24 protein-coding genes, 2 tRNA genes and 1 pseudogene are annotated in these 26,255 nt (G+C 65.4%); 10 read left to right on the forward strand and 17 right to left on the reverse strand.

The annotated features are described in order from the left end of the window. Window positions 1–26: 26 nt before the first annotated feature. The gene (locus A5724_RS35035; protein ID WP_067806037.1) at window positions 27–3,521 is read right to left on the reverse strand and encodes a PQQ-dependent sugar dehydrogenase; all 3,495 of its coding nucleotides are present in this window, start codon (window positions 3,519–3,521) and stop codon (window positions 27–29) included. 161 nt (window positions 3,522–3,682) lie between these two features. Then, window positions 3,683–3,847, reverse strand: coding sequence for a hypothetical protein (locus A5724_RS34245; protein WP_197518727.1), 165 nt, complete (start codon window positions 3,845–3,847; stop codon window positions 3,683–3,685). Between the two features lie 301 nt (window positions 3,848–4,148). On the opposite strand from A5724_RS34245, the gene A5724_RS20175 reads away from it, so the two are divergent. Then, window positions 4,149–4,757 (forward strand): ABATE domain-containing protein, encoded by a 609-nt coding sequence (locus tag A5724_RS20175; RefSeq protein WP_067806039.1) that lies wholly within the window; start codon window positions 4,149–4,151, stop codon window positions 4,755–4,757. 43 nt (window positions 4,758–4,800) lie between these two features. Here A5724_RS20175 and A5724_RS33230 read toward each other — a convergent pair. The 3 genes and pseudogenes from A5724_RS33230 to A5724_RS20190 all read right to left on the reverse strand — a co-directional run. Continuing rightward, window positions 4,801–5,306: pseudogene (locus A5724_RS33230) on the reverse strand (NlpC/P60 family protein); the annotation flags it as partial. A 27-nt stretch (window positions 5,307–5,333) separates the two neighbouring features. Further along, on the reverse strand, window positions 5,334–5,840 hold the full coding sequence (locus A5724_RS20185) for a YkgB family protein (protein ID WP_067806045.1): 507 nt from the start codon (window positions 5,838–5,840) through the stop codon (window positions 5,334–5,336). Between the two features lie 288 nt (window positions 5,841–6,128). Beyond that, window positions 6,129–6,202: transfer RNA gene (locus tag A5724_RS20190), tRNA-Gly, on the reverse strand. A 112-nt stretch (window positions 6,203–6,314) separates the two neighbouring features. Between A5724_RS20190 and A5724_RS20195 the strand changes: the two genes are divergently transcribed. From A5724_RS20195 to clpP2, 4 genes are all read left to right on the forward strand, one after another. After that, window positions 6,315–6,388, forward strand: a tRNA-Pro gene (locus A5724_RS20195). 37 nt (window positions 6,389–6,425) lie between these two features. Beyond that, the gene (tig, locus tag A5724_RS20200) at window positions 6,426–7,823 is read left to right on the forward strand and encodes a trigger factor (protein WP_067806048.1); all 1,398 of its coding nucleotides are present in this window, start codon (window positions 6,426–6,428) and stop codon (window positions 7,821–7,823) included. A gap of 61 nt (window positions 7,824–7,884) precedes the next feature. Then, window positions 7,885–8,532 (forward strand): ATP-dependent Clp protease proteolytic subunit, encoded by a 648-nt coding sequence (locus A5724_RS20205; RefSeq protein ID WP_369830650.1) that lies wholly within the window; start codon window positions 7,885–7,887, stop codon window positions 8,530–8,532. Beyond that, window positions 8,529–9,176: an ATP-dependent CLP protease proteolytic subunit ClpP2 gene (gene clpP2 / locus A5724_RS20210; RefSeq protein WP_067806054.1), complete on the forward strand. Its 648-nt coding sequence runs from the start codon at window positions 8,529–8,531 to the stop codon at window positions 9,174–9,176. Before A5724_RS20205 ends, clpP2 begins: the two co-directional genes overlap by 4 nt. A 49-nt stretch (window positions 9,177–9,225) precedes the next feature. Here the strand turns inward: clpP2 and mmuM are convergent, their stop codons facing one another. Next, a complete protein-coding gene (gene mmuM / locus A5724_RS20215; RefSeq protein WP_067806508.1) occupies window positions 9,226–10,083 on the reverse strand; it encodes a homocysteine S-methyltransferase in 858 nt (285 codons plus the stop codon). 292 nt (window positions 10,084–10,375) lie between these two features. Here mmuM and clpX point away from each other — a divergent pair, with 292 nt between their 5' ends. Continuing rightward, window positions 10,376–11,656, forward strand: a complete 1,281-nt coding sequence (gene clpX, locus A5724_RS20220) for an ATP-dependent Clp protease ATP-binding subunit ClpX (protein ID WP_067806056.1) — start codon at window positions 10,376–10,378, stop codon at window positions 11,654–11,656. A gap of 12 nt (window positions 11,657–11,668) precedes the next feature. Here clpX and A5724_RS33845 read toward each other — a convergent pair whose 3' ends face one another. Then, a complete protein-coding gene (locus A5724_RS33845; RefSeq protein WP_156752374.1) occupies window positions 11,669–11,806 on the reverse strand; it encodes a hypothetical protein in 138 nt (45 codons plus the stop codon). 124 nt (window positions 11,807–11,930) lie between these two features. Further along, the gene (locus tag A5724_RS20225; RefSeq protein ID WP_067806059.1) at window positions 11,931–13,232 is read right to left on the reverse strand and encodes a nucleotide disphospho-sugar-binding domain-containing protein; all 1,302 of its coding nucleotides are present in this window, start codon (window positions 13,230–13,232) and stop codon (window positions 11,931–11,933) included. 169 nt (window positions 13,233–13,401) lie between these two features. Between A5724_RS20225 and A5724_RS20230 the strand changes: the two genes are divergently transcribed. Continuing rightward, entirely contained in the window at window positions 13,402–13,698 is a 297-nt protein-coding gene (locus tag A5724_RS20230; protein WP_067806062.1) for an alpha/beta fold hydrolase, read from the forward strand. A 136-nt stretch (window positions 13,699–13,834) separates the two neighbouring features. Here the strand turns inward: A5724_RS20230 and fdhD are convergent, their stop codons facing one another. The 8 genes from fdhD to iolC are packed head-to-tail and all read right to left on the reverse strand — an operon-like array spanning window position 13,835 to window position 22,375. Further along, a complete protein-coding gene (fdhD, locus tag A5724_RS20235) occupies window positions 13,835–14,680 on the reverse strand; it encodes a formate dehydrogenase accessory sulfurtransferase FdhD (RefSeq protein WP_067806065.1) in 846 nt (281 codons plus the stop codon). Between the two features lie 9 nt (window positions 14,681–14,689). Next, window positions 14,690–15,784 (reverse strand): Gfo/Idh/MocA family protein, encoded by a 1,095-nt coding sequence (locus A5724_RS20240; protein ID WP_232004913.1) that lies wholly within the window; start codon window positions 15,782–15,784, stop codon window positions 14,690–14,692. Between the two features lie 28 nt (window positions 15,785–15,812). Beyond that, on the reverse strand, window positions 15,813–16,814 hold the full coding sequence (locus A5724_RS20245; protein WP_067806070.1) for a Gfo/Idh/MocA family protein: 1,002 nt from the start codon (window positions 16,812–16,814) through the stop codon (window positions 15,813–15,815). Between the two features lie 8 nt (window positions 16,815–16,822). Beyond that, window positions 16,823–17,725 (reverse strand): sugar phosphate isomerase/epimerase, encoded by a 903-nt coding sequence (locus A5724_RS20250; RefSeq protein ID WP_067806073.1) that lies wholly within the window; start codon window positions 17,723–17,725, stop codon window positions 16,823–16,825. A gap of 2 nt (window positions 17,726–17,727) precedes the next feature. Beyond that, entirely contained in the window at window positions 17,728–19,668 is a 1,941-nt protein-coding gene (gene iolD / locus A5724_RS20255) for a 3D-(3,5/4)-trihydroxycyclohexane-1,2-dione acylhydrolase (decyclizing) (RefSeq protein ID WP_067806075.1), read from the reverse strand. Window position 19,669: 1 nt separating this feature from the next. Further along, a complete protein-coding gene (iolB, locus tag A5724_RS20260; protein WP_067806078.1) occupies window positions 19,670–20,530 on the reverse strand; it encodes a 5-deoxy-glucuronate isomerase in 861 nt (286 codons plus the stop codon). A 2-nt stretch (window positions 20,531–20,532) separates the two neighbouring features. Further along, window positions 20,533–21,414 (reverse strand): aldolase, encoded by an 882-nt coding sequence (locus A5724_RS20265; RefSeq protein ID WP_067806080.1) that lies wholly within the window; start codon window positions 21,412–21,414, stop codon window positions 20,533–20,535. Beyond that, a complete protein-coding gene (gene iolC, locus A5724_RS20270) occupies window positions 21,407–22,375 on the reverse strand; it encodes a 5-dehydro-2-deoxygluconokinase (RefSeq protein ID WP_067806083.1) in 969 nt (322 codons plus the stop codon). Before iolC ends, A5724_RS20265 begins: the two co-directional genes overlap by 8 nt. Before the next feature lie 154 nt (window positions 22,376–22,529). Here iolC and A5724_RS20275 point away from each other — a divergent pair, with 154 nt between their 5' ends. After that, on the forward strand, window positions 22,530–23,261 hold the full coding sequence (locus A5724_RS20275; protein WP_067806085.1) for a GntR family transcriptional regulator: 732 nt from the start codon (window positions 22,530–22,532) through the stop codon (window positions 23,259–23,261). 19 nt (window positions 23,262–23,280) lie between these two features. Here the strand turns inward: A5724_RS20275 and A5724_RS20280 are convergent, their stop codons facing one another. Next, window positions 23,281–24,057: a TIM barrel protein gene (locus A5724_RS20280; RefSeq protein WP_067806088.1), complete on the reverse strand. Its 777-nt coding sequence runs from the start codon at window positions 24,055–24,057 to the stop codon at window positions 23,281–23,283. A gap of 151 nt (window positions 24,058–24,208) precedes the next feature. Between A5724_RS20280 and A5724_RS20285 the strand changes: the two genes are divergently transcribed. Both A5724_RS20285 and A5724_RS20290 read left to right on the forward strand, forming a co-directional pair. Beyond that, the gene (locus tag A5724_RS20285; RefSeq protein ID WP_067806090.1) at window positions 24,209–25,195 is read left to right on the forward strand and encodes a substrate-binding domain-containing protein; all 987 of its coding nucleotides are present in this window, start codon (window positions 24,209–24,211) and stop codon (window positions 25,193–25,195) included. Then, window positions 25,195–26,253: an ABC transporter permease gene (locus A5724_RS20290; protein ID WP_067806095.1), complete on the forward strand. Its 1,059-nt coding sequence runs from the start codon at window positions 25,195–25,197 to the stop codon at window positions 26,251–26,253. The genes A5724_RS20285 and A5724_RS20290 overlap by 1 nt, the downstream gene beginning before the upstream one ends. Window positions 26,254–26,255: the final 2 nt, after the last annotated feature.

The following is a 26,255-nucleotide window of genomic DNA, read 5'->3' on the forward strand; positions in this document are numbered from 1 at the left end:
ACTTGAGGAAGTCACATACTGCCTGTTCAGAGCGGCGCTTTCGCCGCTGTCACGAGGTCCTCACCGGCCCTGATGATGGCCTGTAACACCGCGTGTCGTCCGTCGGTCGACTCCCGCACGATCTGACCGAGGAGGAACGCGACCCAATCGGGGACGAGGTCGACGGACGGGTTGGCCGCGGCGAATACCTGCAGTCCCGTCGTCGCCGTACTCGCCACCTGAACCGGCGCGGCGACGGCGGCGTGGACGATCGCGAACACCGAATCGGCGACATGGTTCGCGATCGTCAGCGACCGCGCTATGGGTTGCGTCCCGGGCGCCGCCGGTGGCGGCAGCGGGACGGCGTATGCCGTGGCGACGTCGTCGATCAGGTTGGCCAACGCGCCGAGGATCAGGCCTTGTTGTTCGGCCACTTCTTGTTTCAGCAGTACCTGCACCAGGTCGAGTGCGCCTAGGGCGGCGGGACCGTCGGGACTGATCGCGGCCTGGATCAAGGCAACCGCGGTGTCGACGAGGATGTTGGCGATCTCGGCGGGCGCTCTGAGCACGGTCGCGGTGACGGGAATGACGTTGGAGGCCAGCGCCGCCGCGACTCCGACAGCGCGGATCGTCTCGACGGCGATGACGTCGGTGACGGCGTTGATCAGCGGCGCGGCGCTGCGAAGCCCGACCGACGTGGTGATGGCGCCGGCGAGGCGGTCGAGGTTGGCGCGCTGCGACAAGAGAATCTGCGAGGGGATCGACCAGGGGTCGGGACTCTTCGGAGCGACGTATTCGTCGTACGTCACAACGTAAGTCGTCGCCGTCGCCGGTGTCACGATGGTGTGTGTCGGCAGGTTGGCGTCGGACCAGGAGCCGAACACCAGTCGCTTGCCGTTGACGAATTGTGATGGCAGCGCCCCGATTACGCGCTCGACGCCGACGACTGCGGTCTCGATGTACGTGCCCTTGTGTGGCACGCCGTCGATTGTGTAGACGGCATCCGGATCGTTCGACGTGAACTGCAGTTGAACGAGGTTGGGGTTGATTGTGACCGACTTGCTGGTCGACAGACCAGAACTGTCGGTGACGGTGAGGATGATCTCGTACCGCGTCGTATCGACGTTGTGCGCGTCGCGGGGGATGGTGATGCTGCCGCTGGTCCCCGTGATGTCGTCGACGAACGGATGGATGTGATCGGCGTGGCGAAACAACACTTTCCAGTGGTAGGCACTGGGGTCGAGCGCACCGTCGTCGGCATCCGAGGCCGTCGCGGTGAAGGTGATGGTGTCGCCAGCGTTGTATTTCGGCTGGCTGACCGTAAGGGTGTCGATCGTGGGGGCGACGCTGCCGACGACGATCTGATGGGTGGCCTGGCTTGTCTTGCCGCCGGCGTCCGTGACCGTCAGCGTGACGAGGTACGACCCATTCTGGGTGTAGGTCCACGTGGGGGTGATCGCGGTCGACGTGTCCGCGTCGCCGGTGTCGCCGAAGTCCCAAAGATAGGTCAGGGCAGCGCCCTCCGGGTCGCTGGAACCCGCGCCGGAGAACTGCACCGCCAGGTCGGGATAGCCCTGGTCGGGGGTCGCCGAGATGACGGCCTCGGGCGCCCGGTTACCGCCCGAGGGCGCGATGACGGAAAGCTCGCCGCGATAGTCGAGTTGGTAGACGTGTCCGTCCGGTCCCTGTAGCAGCTGCAGCACGATACCGGCGTGATCGTCGAACGTTTCTACGTCGATCAGACTGGTGAAGTCCTTGTCGAAGGTCAGCATCTTGATCCAGCCGAGGGTGTAATCCGAGATGAACACCCGGTTCTGGTACTGCTCTCCTAACGCGTCGCTGGTGTAGTAGAGGACGGAGGTGATGGCCCCGGCCCGGGCGGGTAGCCCGGTGTGCGGATAGGCATAGATCGGGTTCACGAAACCACAACCGCTGCAATTGCCTTCGGCGAGCGGCCATCCGTAGTTGGCGCCCGCGGTGACGAGGTTCAGTTCTTCCCAGTCGGCGCTGCCGACGTCGCCGACCAGTAGCTTGCCGTCGGGCGTGAACGTGAACCGGAACGGGTTGCGTAGGCCGTAGGCGAAGATCTCCGGTCGGGCGCCGGGTGTGTTGATGAACGGGTTGCCCGCTGCGGCTTTGAGGGTCTCCGGATCGATGCGAATGATTTTGCCGTGCAGGTTCGACAGGTCCTGGGCGTTCGGGGCGTAGTTGTTCTCGCCCGTCGACCAGTACAGCATGTGGTCGACGGGCCCGAACCGGATCGTGCCTCCGTGGTGAATGAGGTTGGGCTCGCTGAACTCGAGGATGACCCGTTCGGCTTGCAGTGAATGCAGGTCGTCGCTCAGGGTGAGCCGGGACAACCGGTTGACGTTGGTGCCTGCGGCGTTGACGGTGGTGTAGGACGCGTAGATGTAGTGGTTGGTTGCGAAGCCCGGGTCGACTTCGATGCCGCCGATTCCGCGTTCGCCACCCGAACTGGTGGGCAGCGTGATCACCGTCTCGGTGTGGCCGTCGTGATAGAGCTTGATCGCGCCGTTCTTCTCGGCGATCAGGATGCCGCCGTCGTTGGGCAGGAATCGGAAGTCCAGTGGCTGGTCGAGTCCCGACACCAGAACGGTGCGTTCCAAGTCGGCGGGCAGGCCCGACGCCGCGGCGAGCGTCGCTTGGGCGGTCGTGACGGCCGCGGTGTGGTTATGCGCGTCAAGGCCGAATTGCCTTCGCACCCATGCCATCAACCCCCACAGCAGCGGTGACTCGGGTGGTGATGTTGGGCCGGGTCCGAGCAGCGGCGCCAGCGCCACGTTGAGCAACCGGACCGCCGTCTGGAGCACCGTGGCCGGAGCCCTCCGCAGGTCGGGGACCACCTTCGGCGCAGGGGTCGGCGCGGGTGCGACGCCAGCAGTACTGACCGCCATCGCGATCACTGTCTCGGCGGCGACGCCTTCCGGCACGGGCGTGTTGCCAGTCAACTGCGGATCGTCGACTTCACGGCTGTCGGAGATTTCCGGATCGTCGCTTATGCCGAGTTCTGTTGTGTTGGAATGGTTTTCCGCCGTAGCGGGCTTCCGCGAGGGCCGTGGCGACTCATTGCCGGCCTTTTTGTCGGCCGGGGTGATGGTTTTGGTGTCGACTGGTGATTCTTCGGTGTCCGGATCGGGGGCGGCAGCGTCGTCGGCGGGGTGCGAAGGCCCGACTTCGTGATCCGGTGTCGACGTCACCGCGCCGCCGGAGGACCGAACGATCACGCCATCGCCGAGCGTCGCTTCGGTCTCGGAGGGTGACGTCGACGGGTTCGAGTCAACAGGTTGCTTTTCCGAATCAGCTGGCGTCGTGTCTGGCGCCGACGGGTCTGATTTCGAAGGATCTGAGGACGCAGGCGAGTCCGATTTGGTGGTCGAGGACGACGACGGTTCGCTGGTCGACGTCGACGGCGGATCTTCGGCCTGCGCCACCGAGGGGGTGGTCACGGCCCAACTGCCGATACCGAGCGCCACTGCGAGTGCGCCTACTCGACCGATGTATTTCGCGTGCGTGTTTGTCACGACGACCCCCGGAGAACACCGATTCAAATCAATGTTTGCGGTGGCAACTATCCCACGATTAATTGACTGCTACGTAAGAATTGCGGTTTCCGAATCGCTTCACCCCCGGCAACGAAAAATCGGGCAGCCGTGGCTGCCCGATCTCGTGTTGTCGCTGAGTCTCAGTGATGAACTGAGGTGTCCACGTGGGGAACGTAGACGTGGGGTTGCGTGATGTCGTTCACCCATACGTGGTGGCCGATGTCGGCCTGAGCGGGGCCCGCCAGGCCCACAACGCCGGCGGTCAGCGCGCCTGCGATCAGCGAGGCGATTCCGAACTTCTTCATGATGGTTCTCTTCCTGGAGGTCTGAAATTGTGTTCTGCTAATGGCAACAAGGCACCTAGTCCATTAATTCCACTGACAGAAATTGATCGGCCGTCGGCGGGATCGCATCGCGGGTCCGCACACCAGCACTCTCCCGGGCAGCCGACGCGGCATCGGGAATTCCGCTGGTTAAGCTAACGTTCATTGGCAATGTGAGCATTAATGCTGGGGCAACCGGCAACGCTAATGTCAGCGTCTGCTCTCACCATTAGTATTGCGGTTCAGGCGACTGCTCGCCCCAGACGACAGGATGGGAGGACACATGACGCCGGCGCCACCCCCGCCCCGACTGAACGAGCCTGCACCGTTGTCGCTCGCCAACACTGTCTGGATCGATCGTCACGGCGTTCACGACTCGATCGCCGATGGGACGTATGCGAATGATTGGGTCAAGGCCATCGGCGCGCAGTCCGAGTTGACTCCGGCAGGCCAGGAAGCCGACGAAGTCTCCGTGGACGCCGTTGAACGGCTGATCCGCCTACGCGACGCGGTTCGCAGGCTAGCGGCCGAGCACACCGACGACCCGCGAACTGTGGGGCAATCGCCTGTGCCCGATCTGTCCACAGCGATGTCGATCGTCAACGCTGCTGCCACTGCGACTTCGGTGTGGCCCGAGCTTCAGCCCGACGATCGCGGATTGACACGGCGTCAACTCTGGGCTGGGAAGTCCTACGCCGACGCGTTGATCACCCTGATCGCCCGACAGACGATTGATCTCATCACCGGCCCTCAGTGGCAACAACTTCGGCCGTGCACGGCGCCGGGCTGCGCGTACTACTTCGTCAAGGATCACTTCCGTCGGGAGTGGTGCTCGGCTCTCTGCGGCAACCGCGCCCGGGTCGCCCGGCACGCGCAACGCCAACGCGGCTGACTCAACGCTGGTGGCTGCTGTCCGCCACTTCGGTTGTGCAGCCTCAATATTCGATGAGGCGAGTCACGCACGGGGTTATGCCCGTGGTGCGCACGGGGGAGATGTGCACATCAGAACCTGTGAAGGGCGCTTCGAGCATCCTGCCCTGACCGAGATACAGCGCCTCGTGCTGAGTTGCGTTGGGGCCGTGGAAGGTCAGATCGCCGCGCCGCATCTGGGACGACGGTATCTTGCGGTCGGAATTGTATTGGTCGCCCGAATAGTGGGGAAGTTTGATCCCGACTCCCGCGAACGCGTGATCCCAGTGCCAACGGACTGGCCGCCGACATCGATGCCGAGCGCCGACAGGAACGAGCGACCCAGTTGCGCGGTCACCTGCGCCGAGGTCTCGGAAATCTGGAGAACCGAGTTGAGGACTGCGACGGGATCGCCCGCCACATTGGCGCTGGGCACCATCGGCAGGGCGGTGTCCCATCGGAGCGGGGCACTTGCTGCGGCGGCGCCCGACGCGCGGTCCCAGTCGTCGCCGGCCGGGCCCGGGCCCTCCTCGACGTCGACCAGGCAGTGCGCCGGGCGCTAAACCGTCGTCCTGCGCCGTCGGGCGGCGCGGATCGAATCCGCCAGCGTCCAGAACGAAAGACCGAGCAGCGGGATGTCTTTGAGGAGGAACTCACCCGTCAGCGAAATCGCGGGGAAGCCACCACCGGCGGGTTCGCCGACGCCCGGTGCGCTGAACAGGAAGCTGACCGTGGATACGAACAACGCGATGGACATCACGCTGCCGGCGACTGAAAGGCGCGGAGCCAGCGGCTTGATGGCAAGCAACGCTGCGGCGGCGACTTCGAAGACGCCCAGTAGCGCCGAGAAGGTGTACACGGGCAGGAAGTCGTACAGCCAGCCCATGAATGGACTGTGTGCTACCAGCGGCTGGATCTGGTGTGCCTCGAAGTTCGCGAATTTCAGCGCTCCTATCCACCCGATGACGATCACGAGCCCGTAGCGGCCGAGGACGCCCGCGATGACATCGATGGTCGGCAGGTGCAGCACGCGATCGTTGAGCGAGCGGCTCGAATACGGCGTCATGTCGGTCCCCTATTTAATGGTTACTTGGATAGTAACCATTAAAGAATTAGGACCCGCGGCGGCTGCGGTCAGCCCCGCAGGGTGGACTGCTGCGCGCGCTCGTCGCGCTTTGTCGTGGTGTTTGGATATCGCCTGAGCGAAGTCTTCGTCGGCATACGGCGTTGTGGCAGCGCGTAGTCGGAGAGGCGGGCGCTCGGCGCCTCGTGCCATCTGGGGCCGGCGGAAAAGCGTCGCGAGCGACGGACGGGCCCGCTGTTTCGACTCGGCCAGCGTCACCGCCGGGTCTGTTGGAGCGGGCGACGGGAATCGAACCCGCGTAGCTAGTTTGGAAGACTAGGGCTCTACCATTGAGCTACGCCCGCGTGTGCAGCATCAGCATGCTACCGGCGCCCCGTCAATCAAATCCAATTAAGGGCTTCGGTGTGTCAGGCCGTAATATCGCCGGTGGTCACGGCGCAGCGAACAGTTGCAGACCGGGGTGTAGCGCAGCTTGGTAGCGCATCCGCTTTGGGAGCGGAAGGCCGCAGGTTCAAATCCTGTCACCCCGACTCCAGACGCATACCACTAGACACAAGGAGCAAGAGCGTGAAGAGCACCGTCGAGAAGTTGAGCCCGACGCGGGTTCGCATCAACGTGGAGGTGCCCTTCACTGAGCTTCAACCGGACATTGACACCGCCTTCCAGCAGATGGCCAAGCAGGTCCGGATGCCCGGATTCCGGCCGGGCAAGGTGCCGGTGAAGCTGCTCGAGGCGCGCGTCGACAAGCAGGCGATGTTCGACCAGGTCATCGGCGACGCCGTACCCGCCCGCTACACCGAGGCCGTCACCACCTCCGAGGTGCAGCCGCTCGGCCAGCCCGAGATCGACATCACCAACAAGGAGTACGGACAGGACCTGACCTTCACCGCCGAGGTCGACATCCGCCCGGAGATCGAGCTTCCCGACCTGGAGGGGCTGAAGATCACCGTCGACCCCATCGAGGTGACCGACGAGGAGGTCGACGCCGAACTGCAGAACCTGCGCGCCCGCTTCGGCACGCTCAAGGGCGTCGAGCGCGCCGCCGAGAACGGCGACTTCGTCTCCATCGACCTGTCGGCCACCGTCGACGGTGAGGACGTGCCCGAGGCCAAGACCGAGGGCCTGTCCCACGAGGTCGGCTCCGGTCAGCTGATCGAGGGTCTCGACGACGCGATCATCGGCCTGAAGGACGGTGAGACCCGCGTCTTCACCACCACCCTGGCCGCCGGCGAGCACGCAGGCAAAGAGGCTCAGGTGACCGTCACCGTGAAGTCGGTCAAGGAGCGCGAGCTTCCCGAGCCCGACGACGAGTTCGCGCAATTGGCAAGTGAATTCGACACCATCGAGGAGCTCAAGGCCAGCCTCGTCGAGCAGGTGCAGCGGGTCAAGCGCGTCCAGCAGGCCGAGCAGATCCGCGACAAGGCGATCGAGGTGCTGCTCGAGCAGACCGAGATCCCGCTGCCCGAGGAGATCGTGCAGGCCCAGATCGACGACACGCTGCACAACGCCATCCACGGCCTCGACCACGACGAGAAGAAGTTCGAGGAAGCGCTCGAGGCGCAGGGCAGCAGCCGCGAGGAGTTCGACAACGACAACCGCACCAACGCGGAGAAGGCCGTCAAGACGCAGCTGCTGATGGACGCCATCGCCGACAAGCTCGACATCCAGGTCGGCCAGAACGACCTGACCGAGCGGCTGGTGCTGATGTCGCGGCAGTACGGACTGGAGCCGCAGCAGCTGCTGCAGTATCTGCAGCAGAACAACCAGCTGCCCGCAATGTTCGCCGACGTGCGTCGCGGCCTGACCGTCGCCGCGGTGGTGCACGGTGGCAGCGTCACCGACACCGACGGCAACGTGATCGACACCACCGAGTTCTTCGGGCCGTCGGGCGAGCAGGCCGAGCAGGCTGCAGAGGACGCCTCGGAGGAGACCTCCTCCGACGAGGTACCCGCCGACGCCAAGTGACGCTCTGAGCGAACGGGCGCCGTCTAGGGAGTGCACGGCCGCGCAGGTTGGTTAGTGTCGAGTGAACCAAGACTTAGAAGAAAGCAGGTATCCAGTCGTGACTGAGATGCGTAATGCCGCGCCGGGGCTCAACCTCGTCGACTCGGTGTACGAGCGGTTGCTGTCCGAGCGCATCATCTTCCTCGGCTCCCAGGTCGACGACGACATCGCGAACCGGTTGTGCGCGCAGATTCTGCTGCTGTCAGCCGAGGACCCGACCAAAGACATCCACCTCTACATCAACTCGCCCGGCGGCTCGATCAGCGCCGGCATGGCGATCTACGACACCATGGTGCTGGCGCCCTGTGACGTGGCGACCTACGCGATGGGCATGGCCGCGTCGATGGGTGAGTTCCTGCTCGCGGCGGGCACCAAGGGTAAGCGCTACGCACTGCCGCACGCCCGGATCCTGATGCATCAGCCGCTCGGCGGTATCACCGGCGGCGCTGCCGACATCGCGATTCAGGCCGAGCAATTCGCGGTCATCAAGAAGGAGATGTTCCGGCTCAACGCCGAGTTCACCGGTCAGCCGATCGAACGCATCGAGGCCGACTCCGACCGCGATCGCTGGTTCACCGCGCAGGAAGCCCTCGAATACGGCTTCGTCGACCACATCATCACGAGCGCCTCAGTTAACGGCTCAGGACCAGGAGCAGGACTAGACAAATGACCGATCACACTGATCCCCGACTGCAGCCGCAGGCCCGCTACATCCTGCCGTCGTTCATCGAGCACTCCAGCTTCGGCGTCAAGGAGTCCAACCCGTACAACAAACTGTTCGAGGAACGCATTATCTTCCTCGGCGTGCAGGTCGACGACGCGTCGGCGAACGACATCATGGCGCAGCTGCTGGTGCTGGAGTCGCTGGATCCCGACCGCGACATCACCATGTACATCAACTCGCCGGGTGGCTCGTTCACCTCGCTGATGGCGATCTACGACACCATGCAGTACGTCCGCGCCGACATTCAGACCGTGTGCCTCGGTCAGGCGGCATCGGCCGCTGCGGTGCTGCTTGCGGCGGGCACGCCGGGCAAGCGCCTCGCCCTGCCGAACGCCCGCGTACTGATCCACCAGCCCGCGCTGTCCGGTGTGATCCAGGGCCAGTTCTCCGATCTGGAGATCCAGGCCAAGGAGATCGAGCGGATGCGCACCCTGATGGAGACCACTCTGGCCCGTCACACCGGCAAGGACCCGGAGACCATCCGCAAGGACACCGATCGCGACAAGATCCTGACGGCCGAAGAGGCCAAGGAGTACGGCGTGATCGACACGGTCCTGGAATACCGCAAGCTGTCGGCCCAGACGGCCTAGCTTTCGTTCGCCGAGACTACGGTTTCTGACGGAAATCAGCCGATTTTCGTCATAAACCGTAGTCTCGCGACGCCAGGGCGGCGATGTCGTCCGGTCGCACCCGGCAACACCCGCCGATGATCCGCGCGCCCGCGGCCGCCCACGACGGCGCGAGATCCGCCGACCAACGCCCTCGACCGGTCCAGGTGCGACGCTCGCCGTCCCAGGACTCGCCGCTGTTGGGGTAGACGACGACGGGCTTACCGGTCACCTCGCGGGCGATCTCGACGGCGCCGAGCACGTCGTCGGGTGCGCAGCAATTCACGCCTACCGCAACGATTTCCGCGACGTCGGCGGCGACGGCGAACGCGTCGGCGAGTGGTTGCCCGGCGCGCGTCGTCTTCCCCGCGATCGTGTACGACAGCCACGCGGGCACGCCCATGTCCTCGACCAGGTCGACCAACGCCTCGGCCTCGTCGACATCGGGCACCGTCTCCACCGCCAGCACGTCGGGGTCGGCGGCCACCAGCACCTCCAGTCTGGGCCGGTGCCAGTCCCGAAGCGCGGCGACTGACAGCCCGTAGCGGCCGACGTACTCCTCGCCGTTGGCCAGCGCGGCGCCGTACGGTCCGACGGACGCGGCCACCCACCCGCGGCCCACCTCGTCGCGAGCCTGCCGAGCCAACTCGACGCTGCGCCGCATCAACCCGGCGGCGTCAGTCCGCGCGATTCCGCGTTCAGCGAACCCGTCGAAGGACGCCTGATAGCTCGCCGTGGTCGCGATCGCGGCGCCCGCGCGGAAGAACGCGCTGTGCACGGCCACAATCTCGGCGGGCGCGTCGACCAGCAGGCGGGCCGACCACAGGTCGTCGGAGAGGTCGTGGCCGCGGGCCTCCAGTTCGGTCGCCAGGCCGCCGTCGGCGATCAGCACGGTATCGTGGGGCGCAGCGAACACCACATCGCAACTCTACGGCCACGCACGGGGGCGGCCTCTCGGTCTCATAACGGCGGCGACACGCCAGGGACACGGCGGCGGGTTCCGGGGGGCTACAGGGTGTACCAAGCGATATGTTCTGCGAACACAGATAAATACCACCGACGCGATTCGGCTTTATCGGTCGCACCGCGCCGGAACATACGGGTAGCGTCGGGACCAACACCTGACGGGTGACTTGTAGACAGCTTTTTACCGACCGCGAGGAAAGTAGGACCCCACCACCATGGCGCGCATTGGAGACGGCGGTGACCTGCTGAAGTGCTCGTTCTGCGGCAAGAGCCAAAAGCAGGTGAAAAAGCTCATTGCGGGCCCGGGCGTCTATATCTGCGATGAATGCATAGACCTGTGCAACGAGATCATCGAAGAGGAACTGGCAGACGCCGACGACGTCAAGCTCGACGAGCTGCCCAAACCGGCGGAGATCCGGGAATTCCTCGAGGGCTATGTCATCGGCCAGGACACCGCCAAGCGGACGTTGGCCGTGGCCGTCTACAACCACTACAAGCGGGTCCAGGCGCAGGAGAAGATGCGCGACTCGCGCGCTGAGCCCGTCGAGCTTGCCAAGTCCAACATCCTGATGCTCGGGCCGACCGGCTGCGGCAAGACGTATTTGGCGCAGACGCTGGCCAAGATGCTCAACGTCCCGTTCGCCATCGCCGACGCCACCGCGCTGACCGAGGCCGGCTATGTCGGTGAGGACGTCGAGAACATTCTGCTCAAGCTGATTCAGGCCGCCGACTACGACGTCAAGCGCGCCGAGACCGGCATCATCTACATCGACGAGGTCGACAAGATCGCCCGCAAGAGCGAGAACCCGTCGATCACCCGCGACGTCTCCGGTGAGGGCGTGCAGCAGGCGCTGCTGAAGATCCTGGAGGGCACGCAGGCGTCGGTGCCTCCGCAGGGCGGGCGCAAGCATCCGCATCAGGAGTTCATCCAGATCGACACCACCAACGTGCTGTTCATCGTCGCGGGCGCGTTCGCCGGGCTGGAGAAGATCGTCTCCGACCGCGTCGGCAAGCGGGGCCTGGGCTTCGGCGCCGAGGTGCACTCCAAGGCCGAGATCGACACCCAGGACCACTTCGCCGAAGTGATGCCCGAGGACTTGATCAAGTTCGGGCTGATCCCCGAGTTCATCGGCCGTCTGCCCGTCGTCGCGTCGGTGACCAACCTCGACAAGGAGTCGTTGGTCAAGATCCTGTCCAAGCCGAAGAACGCGTTGGTCAAGCAGTATGTTCGGCTGTTCGAGATGGACGGCGTCGAGTTGGAGTTCACCGACGACGCGCTGGACGCGATCGCCGATCAGGCCATCCACCGCGGCACTGGCGCCCGCGGCCTGCGCGCGATCATGGAAGAGGTTCTGCTGCCGGTGATGTACGACATCCCGAGCCGCGACGACGTCGCCAAGGTGGTCGTCACCAAGGAGACCGTGCAGGACAACGTGCTTCCGACGATCGTGCCGCGTAAGCCGTCGCGCAGTGAGCGCCGGGATAAGTCCGCGTAGTCTGCGCCCTGCTTAGTCTGTTCCCGAACCGCGGTCCGCTTGGACCAGCTTCGGTTCGTCGGCGTCCGGTTTGACTAGCCCGCATAGCGACGCTGCCAGGCCCCACATCAAGAAGACCGCTACCGCGACGAATTGCAGTTCGGTGAACATGACTCGAGCCTTCTCCGTCCGTTGGCGATCCACACGAGTAGCCGACTACGCGACTTTCTGTTTCCACGACGGCCGTCGGTAGCGAGAAGTTCAATCGGCGGCCTGCCGAATGGATCGGCGCAACTCATCGCCGCACCGCCGCCCTGTGTTCGCCGATCACCTCGTCGACGAGTGCGGCGATCTCGGCGACCCCGCAGCGCCTGGCGAACGCCGCCTCGAGTCTGCGCGCCGCGTTGAGGTAGCGGCCGTCGTTGAGCACGTCGCGCACCGCGGCGCGCACCGCACCCGGCGTCGGCGTCCCGGTGCGCAGGTTGATGCCCGCGCCGCTCCATGCCACGCGTGCGGCGACCTCAGGCTTGTCCTCGGTGTTGCCTGCGACGACGAGCGGAACACCCATCGACAGTGCGCGCTGCACCGCGCCGTAACCGCCGTTGGTGACCATGACGTCGACCTTCGACAGCAGCAGATCATGCGGAATGTATTCGGCGACATAGGCATTCGCCGGCCGCGTCAGTTGCGCCGGGTCGCGACCGCCGGTGGTGGCCACCACGATGACGTCCTCACCCTGGAGCGCTTGCAGCGTCGGCGTCAGCAGCCTGCCCAGATCGGCGTTGTCGATGGTGCCCTGCGTGACATGCACGACCGGCCGGTCGCCGTCGAGTTCGGCCCACCACGGCGGCAGCCGAAAGCCCCGCGACGGCCCCGGATGCACCGCACCGACGTAGCGCACGTGGCCGGGCAGGTCGCTGCGCGGATAGTCGAATTCAGGGACCGTCGGCGCGATGCAGCGGTCGGCGAGCAACCCGGCATCGAGCAGGAACATCGGCAGCCGCCGGCTGTTCACTTGGTCGAGCAGATAGTTGGCGGCGTTGTGCGACTGGCGCAGCAGCACCTTCTGCGACAGCAGGTGCAGCGCGCGGTTGCGTAACCGGCCCAACAGGCTCGTTGACGGCGGCAGACCCATCCCGGCCGGCGCGGTGTCGCGGCTGCTGATCATCAGCGGGGTGGTGCTGTAGGCCAGCACCGGTGGCCTGGCCGCGCGATCACCGAGCAGGAACGGCAGTATCCCGAAGAAGCCGGCATCGGCGATGATCGCGTCGAACCGGGTCTGCGACATCAACGCCGACAGCGCCCTCGTCTGGTGCGGCATCGGTTGCACGAACAACCGGACGATGTCGAAGTTGACGCGCTTGATGCCGGAGGTTTCGGCGCGGCCCGGCAGGTCGATGTCGAGCCGGGTCAGGTCGAAGTCGGCCTCGGGCGGGATGGCCTCCGGCGTCGCGCCGACGGCGCGGATCTTTGCGGCGTGGGCGGCGGAACTGAGCACGGTGACGCGGTCGCCGCGGTCCACCAAACCCTGCGCGACGTTCAGCAGGGGAGCGACGTGACCGACCGGCGACAGCGAGGCAATCAGGATTTCGGGCATGTGCTCGATGCTCGCCAACAGCGGGCACCCGGGCTTGGAGGTTGTGTGGAGATCCGGTGGAGATCGCAGGCAGACTTACCCGGCGGGTAGGAAACCCTCTCCATCGAGGAGCGGAATCTGGCGTCGCGACGATTACGGAGTCACTAGCTGATCCCTGACCATTTTCGTCATGGTCACCGCAGGCTTGGGCACCGAACGGATCGTCGTCGTACGCGACGGCGTCCGGCTCGCAGTGCGCGACCATGGCCCGCGACACCCCGAGGCCACCGTGGTGCTGCTGCACGGCCTGTGCCTGGACAAGGGCTCATGGGCAGACCAGATCCGACAACTGACCCGGCAGTGGGGCGACCGCATCCGCATCATCAGCTATGACCACCGCTGCCACGGCAGGTCGGATTCTGCGTCGAAGCCAGGACAGCGTGAATCTCGTCGAGCATTTCCCAGCCCAGTTCGAAACCTACGTTGAGCGCCGCACTTTCACCTTTCTGCAGGAGTCCGGCGCCGGGTGCTGCTGTTGTTCGAGCCCGGCCTCGACTTCAGGCTTTTCCGGCTGCCGGACGCTCCGCTACGAAAAGGCCCACCGGCCAACGGCTTCGGTGCCGTCAACGCCCCGATTCCGAAGTGCCGCGCGTCACCCGATCGGGTCGGGCGTATACGTTCATCGATTCGCCCCGCAGGAACGCCACCAGTGTCAGTCCCGACTGGCTCGCCAGATCAACCGCCAGCGAAGACGGCGCCGACACCGCGGCCAGCACAGGAATGCCTGCCATCACGGCCTTCTGGGTGAGTTCGAACGACGCCCGTCCGCTGACCAGTAACACTGTCCCGGTCAGCGGGATGCGGCGGGCTTCCAGCGCCCAGCCGATCACCTTGTCGACGGCGTTGTGCCTGCCGATGTCTTCACGCACGGCGAGCATGGTGCCGTCGGTGTCGAACAGCGCCGCACCGTGCAACCCGCCGGTGCTGGCGAACACCTTCTGCTCGGCGCGCAGCTTGTCGGGCATCGCGGCCAGCGTGTCCATGGCAACCGTCGACGGATCGTCACCGGGGCAATGACGGCTGCTCAGCCGCACGGCGTCCAACGATGCTTTGCCGCACACGCCACACGACGAGGCGGTGTAGAAGTTGCGGGTCACATCCACATCGGGCATCCGGACGCCCGGCGCCAGCGTCACGTCCAACACGTTGTAGGTGTTCACACCGTCGTCGGTGGCGCCCCGGCAATACCGCACGGCCAGCACGTCGTCACGTTGGGCGATCACACCTTCGGTGAGGAGAAAGCCTTGGGCTAGTTCGATATCCGAACCCGGTGTGCGCATGGTGACGGTGACCGCGGTGCCGTTGACTCTGATCTCCAGCGGTTCCTCGACCACCAGCGTGTCCGGCCGTGCGACAGCGTCGTCGGCGGTGACGTGCTGGACGCGCCTGCGCGCGGTCACTCTGCCCATGCCCCCAGCCTAGGCCGAGTCGAAATCCACCCAGACGGCGTCGTTGGCGTTCGACGCCAGCGTGGCCTCGACGAAGCGGACGCCGATCAGCCCATCGATGCCGGTGGGGATCGACAAATCGCGGGCGGGTTTGCCGCGCAGCAGGTCGGCGAGGTCCGAATAAAAGTTTGCGAAGGCCTCGAGAAAGCCTTCCGGATGGCCGAGGCCGATGCGGGTGAGGCGGGCCGCGTCGTCGGAGAGCGCGCTCATGCCGTGCGCCAGGATCGTTGCGCCGCCTCCGGCGTCGCGCACCGTCAGGTGTTGCGGATCTTCGTGACGCCATTCCAGGCTCGCCTTGTCGCCGAACACCCGGATCCGCAGCCCGTGCTCATGACCGGTGGCGGCCATGGTCGCCCACACCGTCGCGGGTGCCCCGTTGGACAGGGTCAGGCGCACGGTAGCGTTGTCGAACACCGGCCGGCCCGGCACCAGTGTGCTGAGTTCGGCCGAGACCCGGATCGGTTCGAGACCGGTGATGTAGCGCAGCAAATGAAATGCGTGGGTGCCGACGTCTGCGACGGCGGTCGCGACGCCGCCGCGTGCCGGGTCCATCCGCCACTGGTGGACGTCGGCCGCCGCCCAGCCCGACGCATGTTCCGCGGCGACGAACCGTATCCTGCCGAGGTCACCGTTGCGCACCATCCTGGCCGCGTGCCTCACCATCGGATACGCCGAATAGATGTGCGGGACAGCAAGAATCACGTTGTTGGCGGCCGCGGTCGCGACGAGCTGCTCGGCGGTGGCCGAATCGTTGGTCAGCGGCTTCTCGCACACCACCGCGATGCCCGCCTCGAGGAACGCGGTGGAGATGTCGAAGTGGCTGTCGTTCGGGGTGACGACGGCCACGACGTCGAGGCGCCCGGCTTCCTGCTCGGCCATCTCGCGGTAGTCGCCGTAGACGCGTTCGACGCCAAGGGTTTGCGCGAACTGCGCCGACGCTGCTTCGTCTCTGCCGAAGATGCCAGCCGTCAGCACATATCGGTTGTCCAGCCACATCGCGTGGCGGTGCGCGGCGCCGATCATCGCGCCGGGACCGCCGCCGACCATTCCCGCGTTGAGTCGCATCACCCCGCCCATCTTGCGCAAACGACCGTCAAATGGCGGCGAGTTCCACATCCACGATCTCGCCCGTCTCCAATGACCGGACACCCGCCTCACACACCGCCGCGGCGGCGTATCCGTCCCACGCGGTCGGACCGTCGACGTTGACGCCGGACCGCACGGCGTCCACCCACCGCTGAACCTCGATGTCGTAGGCGGTCCCGAACCGCTCGCGGAAACCGGGCGCGATGCGACCGCCCCACCTACCCGGGCTCGACTTGCGCACCAGTCCGACGTCCAAACCGATTGTGGCGCTGCCGAGTTCGCCGACCACCTCGGTGCGCACCTCGTAGGCGACGCCCGTGGTGACGAACAGTTCGACGTCGACATGCCGACCGCTCGCCGTCCGGAAGATCGCGATCTGCGGATCCTGAAGACCTTCCGGCGCCGCCGGATTCACCGCGGGCCGGATGATCTGCACAGAGGCCATCTCCTCGCCTAACAGGAAACGCGTCACATCGACCTCGTGCACCAACGAGTCCCTGACCACCATCGCCGAGTTGAAAGTCGGCGGCACGGCGGGATTGCGGTGCACGCAATGCATGACCAACGGTTGGCCCAGTTCTCCGCCGTCGATCAGCGCCTTGAGTTGCTGGTACTCCGGATCGAACCGGCGCATGAAACCCACCTGGATGAGCGGCTTTTCCAGCTCCGCCTCGCGGCGCACCACCTCGATGGACGACGCCGAGTCCGTCGTCAGTGGCTTCTCGCACAGCACCGGCTTGCCGTGTTCGAGGCAGGCCAGCAGTTGCTTCTCGTGCGTCGGGCCCGGCGTCGCGAGCAGCACCGCATCGACGTCGTCTGCCGCGATCGCGTCGAACGGATCCGCCGCCACGCGAGATCCCGGCACGGCGGACGCCACCTCCGCCGCCTTTTCCGGCAGGTAGTCGTTGACGACCGAGACGACGGCACCGCTGATCCGACCGGTGATGCGGGCGACGTGGTCGGCACCCATCATGCCCACACCGAGCACGCCAATTCGCAGGTCTGTCATGGCGTTTCCTAGAACCTCACGGCCGGGACGCCACACGATCCCAGGTAGCTGCGGGTGCGCTGCGCGATCGGCAGCGGTTGGTCGGGATCGCAGGGGTACATGTCCTGCTCGACAATCGCGAACACGTCGACACCGAGTTTGGCGATGGCATCGAGCAGAGGCGGCATCTCGGGGATGCCCCGCGGCGGTTCGGTCATCGCGCCCAACTTGACCGCTTCGCCGAACGGCAGGTCCTCAGCCTCCACCTTGGCGCGCACGTCCGGATCGACCTGCTTGAGATGGAGGTATCCAATGCGCTCGGGTGCGCGGTTGATGATCGCGAGGTTGTCGCCGCCGCAATAGCTGATGTGGCCGGTATCCAGACACAGGTTCACGAACTCGGAATCCGTACCGTCGAGGAAGCGGTAGACGTGCTCCTCGGTGTCGACGTGGCTGTCGGCGTGCGGATGGTACTGCGCACGCACACCGTACTTTTCGAACATCGCCTTGCCGAGGTCGTTCATCCCGCCGGTCTTCTTCTTCCATTGCTCGGCGGTCAGATTGCGGTCCTCGAGTACTTCACCGGTGGCCGCGTCGCGCCACATCTCGGGTATGACGACGACGTGCTTGCCGCCGACCGCGGCGGTCAGCTTCGCGACGTCCTCGATCTGCCGCCACACGGCATCCCACGAATTCTCTTGATGCAGATGCTCGAAAACCGTACCGGCAGAGAGTTTCAGGTTGCGCGACTCGAGTTCGTCAGACAGTTTCTGCGGGTCGGTCGGCAGATAGCCGTACGGCCCCAACTCGATCCACTGGTAGCCGGACGCGGCCACCTCGTCGAGGAATCGGGTGTAGGGCGTCTGGCGGGGGTCATCGGCGAACCACACACCCCACGAATCGGGTGCCGAACCGACGAGAATCGTGCTCACGGTCAATCCTTCGAATCGTAGGGCTTCACGTACGGGCGCTGGACCTTCTTCCACTCGGCATACGTCTGATACGCCGCCGCGGTGGAATCCAGCGTCGAAACCTGGCTCACCGGAACGTCCCACCACGATTGGCTGTCCGGCGCGTACACCAGCGGATCGGTTTCGACATGGATGACCGTCGTGTGCTCGTTGGTCTTGGCCACCTTGACCGCGTCGGTGAATTCGGCGGCCGTCGTCACCTTGATCACGTCGGCGCCGAGGCTCGCGGCGTTGGCCGCCAGATCGACGGGAAGTTTGTCGCCCGCCAACCGCCCGGAGTCGTCGCGGTAGCGGTAGGCGGTGCCGAAACGCTGCGAGCCCAACGACTCCGACAGTGAGCCGATCGACGCGAAACCGTGGTTCTGCACCAGCACCAGGATGATCTTCACGCCCTCCTGGACCGCGGTGGCCAGTTCGGTCGCCATCATCAGATACGAACCGTCGCCGACAAGCACGAAGACGTCGCGGTCGGGTGCGGCCATCCGCACCCCGATGCCGCCGGCCACCTCGTATCCCATGCAGGAGTAGCCGTATTCGACGTGATAGCCCTTGCGGTCGCGGGTGCGCCACAGCTTGTGCAGGTCGCCGGGCATCGACCCCGCGGCGCACACGACCACGTCGTGTGGATCTGACAGCGTGTTGGCGAGCCCGATCACCTGGCTCTGGTTCAGCGCACTGCCGTCGTCCTCCACCCGGTAGGCCGCCGACACCGTGTCATTCCACTGCTGAGCCAACTGGACTGTCCGAGAGCGGTATTGGTCACCGACGGTGTACCCGTCGAGAGCCTCGGAGAGCGCTTCGAGCGCCTCGCGGGCGTCGGCCACCACCGAAAGGCCACTCTGCTTCACGGCGTCGAACGACGCGACGTTGATGTTCACGAATCGCACGCTGGGGTCGTTGAACGCGGTGCGCGACGCACTGGTGAAGTCGCTGTAGCGGGTGCCGATCCCGATCACCACGTCAGCCTCGGCGGCCAGCGCGTTGGCCGCGGTGGTGCCTGTCGAACCGACCGCGCCGACCTCCTGCGGATGGTCGTACGGCAGCGATCCCTTACCTGCCTGCGTCTCCGACACCGGAATGCCGGTCTTCTCGACGAAGGCAGCTAACGCATCGTTGGCGCCGGAGTAGATCACGCCGCCGCCCGCGACGATCAGCGGTCGCTGCGCGGACCGGATCACCTCCGCCGCCCTGGCGATCACCGAGCGTTCCGGGACAGGCCTTGCGATGTGCCACGTCCGTTCGGCGAACAGCGATTCCGGCCAGTCGAAGGCCTCGGCCTGCACGTCCTGCGGTAGCGCGATCGTCGCCGCGCCCGTCTCGACCGGATCCGTGAGCACCCGCATCGCGCCGAGCAGCGCCGACGGCAACTGCTCGGGGCGCCACACCCGGTCGAAAAACCGGGACAGCGGCTTGAACGCGTCGTTGACGGTCAACTCGCTGTCGTGGGGCTGTTCCAGGCCCTGCAGCACCGGTGCGCTGACCCGCGTCGCGAACGTGTCCGACGGCAGCAACAGCACCGGAAGCCGGTTGATGGTGGCCAGCGCCGCCCCGGTGAGCATGTTCGTCGATCCTGGTCCGATGCTGGCTGTCACCGCCCAGGTCTGCAACCGGTCCTTCTGCCGCGCGTACGCCGCCGCGGTGTGCACCATGGCTTGTTCGTTGCGGCCCAACACATATCGCAGCGATGGTTCGTTCTCGCTGAGTTCGGCTTGCAGCAGCGCCTGCCCGATGCCCGCCACGTTGCCGTGCCCGAAGATGCCCAGGCAACCTGCGAAGAACTTGGTGCGCTCACCGTCGCGTTCGACATACTGATTCGCCAGGAACCGAATGGTGGCCTGGGCGACCGTCAGTCGCACCGTCGGCTCGGTATCGGGCGCCTTGAATGCGGATGCTTTGGAGACCACGTCACACTCCCCGTGAACGCAGGGGCAGCCGTGGGTCGACCTCCTGGCTTTCCCAGGTGCCGCGCAACCAGGCGTGTTCGGGATCGTCGACGATCTTCCACGCGCGTTCCTCGCCGGGACCGGCCATCACGTTCAGGTAGTACATGTGATAGCCCGGCGCGGCGACCGACGGGCCGTGGTAACCGTGCGGGACGAGCACCACGTCGCCGCTGCGGACTTCTTCGAGCACCTCGATCGGGCGGTCCGGGGTGCCGTAGACACGGTGGTAGCCGAAACCGCGGGAACTATCTGGGCCCGAATCGATTTCGAAATAGTAGATCTCCTCCAACTCCGACTCGACCGCAGTGTTCTGATCGTGTTTGTGGGCGGGATAGCTCGACCAGTTGCCGCCGGGGGTGATCACTTCGCAGGCGATCAGCGAGTCGGCTTCGAAAACGCCCGCGGTGCCGAAGTTGTGCACCTGGCGGCTGCAGTTGCCGGTGCCGCGGAGCTCGACCGGTACGTCGCTAGCGGCCACCCGGCGGTTCGGCAGCGGGCGTTTGGCCCGGGCGCCGCAGATCGCGAACCGGCCTTCCCCAGCCAGCGTGTAGGTCTGGCCGGTGCCGATATAGACCATGTCGGCGGGGCCGTCGAAAACCGATGCGCGCGGGCTCAATTGGAATACCTCGCCGCCCGCGGTCACCGAACCGCCACCGGCCAGCGGCAGGATCATCACCTCCGTGCCGCCGGTGTCGCGGGTCAGATCCGCGCCGAGTTCGACGACCTGAAGGCTGGACTCCGACCATCCCGCCGACTCAGGCGTGACGTCGACGGTGTACGGGGGAGTCGCGGACCGAGCCGGAATGTAGTACTTGCTCTGCATGTTCACCTCACCATCGAGACTGCGGTTGCCACCGCGGAACTGACGTCGTCATCTGCTGGGTAGAGCAGTGTGCGGCCGACGATCAGGCCACGCACCGAGGGCAACGCGAGTGCCTTCTCCCAACTGGCGAAAGCCTCGTCGGGATCGGCCGGGTCGCCGCCGAGCAGCAGCGTCGGCAGCGTCGTCGACTCCATCACCCGTTCCATCTCGTCGACCACCGGCAGCTTCATCCAGGTGTACGCCGACGTCGAGCCCAACCCCTGACCGATGTGCACCGACTTGATCACCGCATCGGGAGAAAGGTCGTTGCGCACCTTGCCGTCCACCCGCGACGACATGAACGGTTCGACCATCGCGATCAGCTTGTGCGACGCGAGTTCGTCGACGGCCCGCGCACAACACTCCAGCGTGGCGACCGTGCCGGGGTCGCTAAGGTCAATGCGGCACAACATCTTTCCGCCGTTCATCCGCATCGCCGCGGTGGCGGCGGCGGTGGTTGCCGTCATCCGGTCGTCGAGTTCGAAAACCGCACCTGCCAGGCCGCCGCGGTTCATCGACGAAAACACCACCTTGTCTTCGAGCGCGCCCAACAGCACCAGGTCGTCGAGGATGTCGGCGGTCGCCAACACGCCGTCGACGCCGGGGTCGGCCAGCGCCACCCGCAACCGATCCAACAGGTCGGTGCGACTGTTCATCGCCGTCGGCCGCGAACCGACCGACAGTGCACCGCGCGCGGGGTGATCGGCTGCGACGATCATCAGCCTGCCGTTGCCGCGCACGGCAGGCCGGGTGACACGGTGTTGCCACGCCCGGTCGATCGCTTCGGGGTCGCGCGCGCGCACCTCGGTGATCTCGGTGTAGCTGCTGCACACAGCGCTAGACATTGGCGGCCTCCGCGGCCTTTTCGGCGAGTTCGGCGACCTCCGCGGCGGTCGGCATGGCCGTCGAGCATTCCAACCGCGAAGCGACGATGGCGCCTGCAGCGTTCGCATAACGCAACGTCTTCTCCAACGGCCAGCCGTGCAGCAACCCGTGGCACAGGCTGCCGCCGAACGCGTCACCGGCGCCCAGCCCGTTGACGACCTCGACCTCGGTGGGCGCCACCACGACATGCGAGTTCCGGGTTTTGCCGAGCACACCACGGGGGCCCTGTTTGACGATCGCCAGTTCGACGCCGAGGTCCAGTAGCGCGTCGGCAGCCTTCTGCGGCTCGCGTTCACCGACGGCGATCTCACACTCCTCGCTGTTGCCGACCGCAACGGTCACGTGCTGCAGCGCGCGTTGCACCTGTTCGGTGGCCGCAGCAGGCGTCTCCCAGAACATCGGCCGGTAGTCGAGGTCCAACACGGTGAACGGCCGACGCTCGCGCGCTTCCCACGCCGCGAAATGCGCGCTGCGACTGGGCTCCTCGGACAGCCCGGTCACCGTGGACCAATACAGCCGGGCGCTCCGCACCGCGTCGGTGTCGATCTCGTCGGCACGCACCTGAAGGTCCGGGGCGCTCGGCTTGCGATAGAAGTACAGCGGGAAGTTGTCAGGCGGGAAGATCTCGCAGAACGTCACCGGGGTCGGGTACTCGGCGTGCGTCGCCACGTATCGGTTGTCGACGCCGAGGCGTGCCAACTCTTCGCGCACGAACACGCCGAACGGGTCGTCGCCGGCGCCGGAGATCAGTGCTGCGCTGTTGCCGAGCCGTGCCGCGGCCACCGCCACGTTGGCGGCGCTGCCGCCCAGAAACTTGCCGAACGACTCGACATCCTGCAGCCCGACACCGACCTGCAGTGGATAGATGTCGACGCCGCTACGCCCGATGGCAAGGACGTCAAATGGCTGGGGGGTAGTCAAAGTCAGCCCTTCTAGGGTGGGTGATGGTTCGGTAACGACTGTGCCCCGCGTCACGGAGCGCTGTCAATACTTTGTCCTGACATTCTATCTTTCGATCATGCGATGTTAGGATGCAGCTACTCTTCATCTGGTCCGACACGAGATCGGAGACGACGTGGCCCTGACGGTGGAGCTCGACAGGTCGAGCCCTGTCCCTCTCTACTATCAGCTCGCTCAAGCCATCGAGGCGGCGATCCGTGACGGCGAACTCGCGCCGGGCGATCGCTTCGAAAACGAACTCGCGCTGGCAAAGCGGCTGACCTTGTCCAGGCCGACCACTCGGCGTGCGATCCAGGAATTGGTCGACAAAGGACTGCTGGTGCGCAAGCGGGGGGTGGGCACCCAGGTGGTGCAGAACCCCGTGCACCGACGGGTCGAGTTGACCAGCCTGTTCGACGATTTGGCGCGCGCGGGTCAGGAGCCGACGACTCAGTTGCTCGAGTACCGGGTCGGGCCCGCTGACGAAGAGGTCGCCCGCGAACTCAACTTGGCCGAGGACCGCGAGGTGGTGTCCATCCACCGGCTGCGGAGCGCCAACGGTGAGCCGCTCGCCGTGATGACGAACCATCTGCCTGTGGAGATCGCACCGGAACCGGGGGAGCTGGAGAACAACGGGCTCTATCAATCGCTGCGGGCCCGCGGCGTGCACATCCGGCTGGCGCGGCAGCGCATTGGTGCGCGAGGCGCGACGCGTTCGGAGGCGCGGTTGCTCGACGAGAAACCCAACGCGCCGCTGCTGACCATGTCGCGCACGGCTTTTGATGATTCCGGCAGTGCGGTCGAGTTCGGCACGCATTGTTATCGGGCCTCGCGCTACTACTTCGATACCACGCTGGTCGACCGCTGACGTTCTGCGTCTGCTCGCGCTATTGACTGAACGCGCGACGGAAGGCTTTCAGCGCTGCCTCGCTGTCGCCCGAGGCCCATGCCTCCATCCCGACCGTCCCGGCAAACCCGATGTCGCGCAACGCCTTCGCGATAGCAGGGTAGTGGATTTCGCCGGTGCCCGGTTCGCAACGGCCCGGCACATCGGCGACCTGGATCTCACCGATAGCGTCGCCGCATCGCCGCACCAGCTCGATCAGGTTTCCCTCGCCGATCTGTGCGTGGTAGAGGTCAAGCATCATCTTGACGTTGGGATGCCCGACGCCTTCCACCAACGCCAGTGTGTCCTTGGCGCGCGCCAGCGGAACGCCGGGGTGGTCGATGATGGTGTTGAGGTTTTCCAGGCAGAACGTCACACCGGCCGCGGCACCGAGCTCGCCGATACGCTCCAGCGTGCGCAACGCAGTAGTCCACATCTGGCCATCGGCGCGATAGCGAGGCCGCGCCGCTTTGCCGTCGACCAGCTCGGCGGTATGCAGGTTCAGCCGCGAAACGCCAAGGCTTTCAGCGACTTTGATGGACAACTCGGCGGTTCGCACCACGTCGTCGGCGGTGGCGGGGTCGATGAGGTCGCCATGCAGATACCCCGTCATAGACGAGAACCGGGCACCCGTACCGGCCAGCGCACGCAAATCCTTGTCGTGCCAGCTCCAGATCTCGACCGCGAACCCCATGTCGTCGATGCGACGGATACGGTCGATGATCGGAAGGTTCGTGAACACCATCTCCGCGCACACCGCGAGCTGGAAGCCGCTCATAGGGTTGCCACCTCCGTCGTGTTGACCAGCAGCGACGACCCTAACATTTGATGTGCAGTCCTAATGTCAGGACAAAGTCTTGACTTTCGGCTGTGAGCCGTATTACATCGAGCCAGCAGGCGTTCCACGCCGCACCCGAGGAGGAGAAACAATGAAGTTCAGCCGACTGGCGGCGATCACCGGAACCAGCGTCCTCGTGCTCGGTATCGCGTCATGTTCGAGCACCGGGGGCAAGCCCCAGGAGTCGGGCAGCGGCGGGGGCGGCGGCACCGCCGACACGCCGCGGATGACGATCGCGATGGTCACTCACGAAGTGCCCGGCGACTCGTTCTGGGACCTGATCCGCAAGGGTGCAGAAGCGGCCGCGAAGAAGGACAACATCGAACTTCGTTACTCCAACGACCCCGAGGCGCCCAACCAGGCCAACCTGGTCCAGACGGCGGTGGACAGCGGCGTCAAGGGCATCGCCGTGACGTTGGCCAAACCCGACGCCATGCGCGCGGCCGTGCAGGGCGCCGAAGCCAAGGGCATCCCCGTCGTCGCATTCAACGCCGGCCTCAAGGACTGGCAGGCGATGGGGGTCAAGGAGTACTTCGGTCAGGACGGCTTCATCGCCGGGCAGAGCGCAGGCGACCGGCTGACCAAGGAAGGCGCCAAGAAGGCGATCTGCGTGATCCAGGAGCAGGGCCACGTCGACCTGGAGGCCCGCTGCGCAGGCCTGAAGAGCACCTTCCCCGCCACGGAGAACCTCAACGTCAACGGCAAGGACATGCCGTCGGTCGAGTCGACGATCACCGCGAAGCTGCAACAGGATCCGAGCATCGACTACATCGTGACGCTCGGCGCGCCGTTCGCGTTGACGGCAGTGCAGTCGGCCAAGAACGCGAACAGCAAAGCCAAGATCGGCACGTTCGACACCAATGCCGCGCTGGTCGACGCGATCAAGAACGGTGACGTGTTGTGGGCCGTGGACCAGCAGCCGTACCTGCAGGGCTACCTCGCGGTCGACTCGCTGTGGCTGTACCTGACCAACGGAAACGTCCTCGGCGGCGGCCAACCGACCCTGACTGGCCCCGCGTTCATCGAGAAGTCGAACATCGACGCGGTCGCCGAGTACGCAAAGAACGGAACCCGATAATGACCACCCAGTCAGAGGTCGACCTCTCGCAACGGAAGGTCGTCCACGACGAACGGGTAAAGGAGCGAAACCGCATCCAGCGGTTGCTGATTCGACCGGAGATGGGTGCGCTGATCGGAGCGATCGGCATCTTCATCTTCTTCATGGTCGTCGCCGCGCCGTTCCGCAGCCCCGAAGCGCTGGCCACGGTGCTGTACGCCAGTTCCACCATCGGCATCATGGCCTGCGCGGTCGCGCTGTTGATGATCGGCGGCGAGTTCGACCTGTCCTCGGGTGTGGCGGTGACCTTCAGCTCGCTGGCCGCGTCCATGCTCGCCTACAACCTGCGACTGAACCTGTGGGTGGGCGCCGTACTGGCGTTGGTCCTCGCGCTGGCGGTCGGGTTCTTGAACGGCTATCTCGTGATGAAGACGAAGATCCCCAGCTTCCTGATCACGCTGAGCACGTTCTTGATGATCACCGGCATCAATCTCGCGGTGACCAAACTGGTTTCCGGTCAGGTCGCGACCGCGAGCGTGTCCGACATGCAGGGTTGGGATTCCGCGAAGGCGGTGTTCTCGTCGTCGTTCTCGATCGGCAGCGTGAGCATCCGCATCACCGTGGTGTGGTGGCTGCTGTTCACTGCGATTGCGACGTACGTGTTGTTCAAGACGCGCGTTGGCAACTGGATCTTCGCGGTCGGCGGCGATCAGGAAAGCGCCCGTGCCGTCGGTGTACCCGTGACCAAGGTCAAGATCGGCCTGTTCATGTTCGTCGGCTTCGCGGCCTGGTTCGTCGGCATGCACCTGCTGTTCGCCTTCAACACAGTGCAATCCGGCCAGGGCGTCGGCAACGAGTTCCTCTACATCATCGCCGCCGTCATCGGTGGCTGCCTTCTCACCGGCGGCTACGGCACCGCGATCGGTGCCGCGATCGGTGCGTTCATCTTCGGCATGGTGAACCAGGGCATCGTGTATGCCGGCTGGAACCCCGACTGGTTCAAGTTCTTCCTCGGCGGCATGCTGCTGTTCGCGGTGATCGCCAACAACGCCTTCCGCAACTACGCGGCGAAGAGGTAACT

Origin of the sequence: Mycobacterium sp. ACS1612 (assembly GCF_001667505.1) — a bacterium.
Classification (GTDB): domain Bacteria; phylum Actinomycetota; class Actinomycetes; order Mycobacteriales; family Mycobacteriaceae; genus Mycobacterium.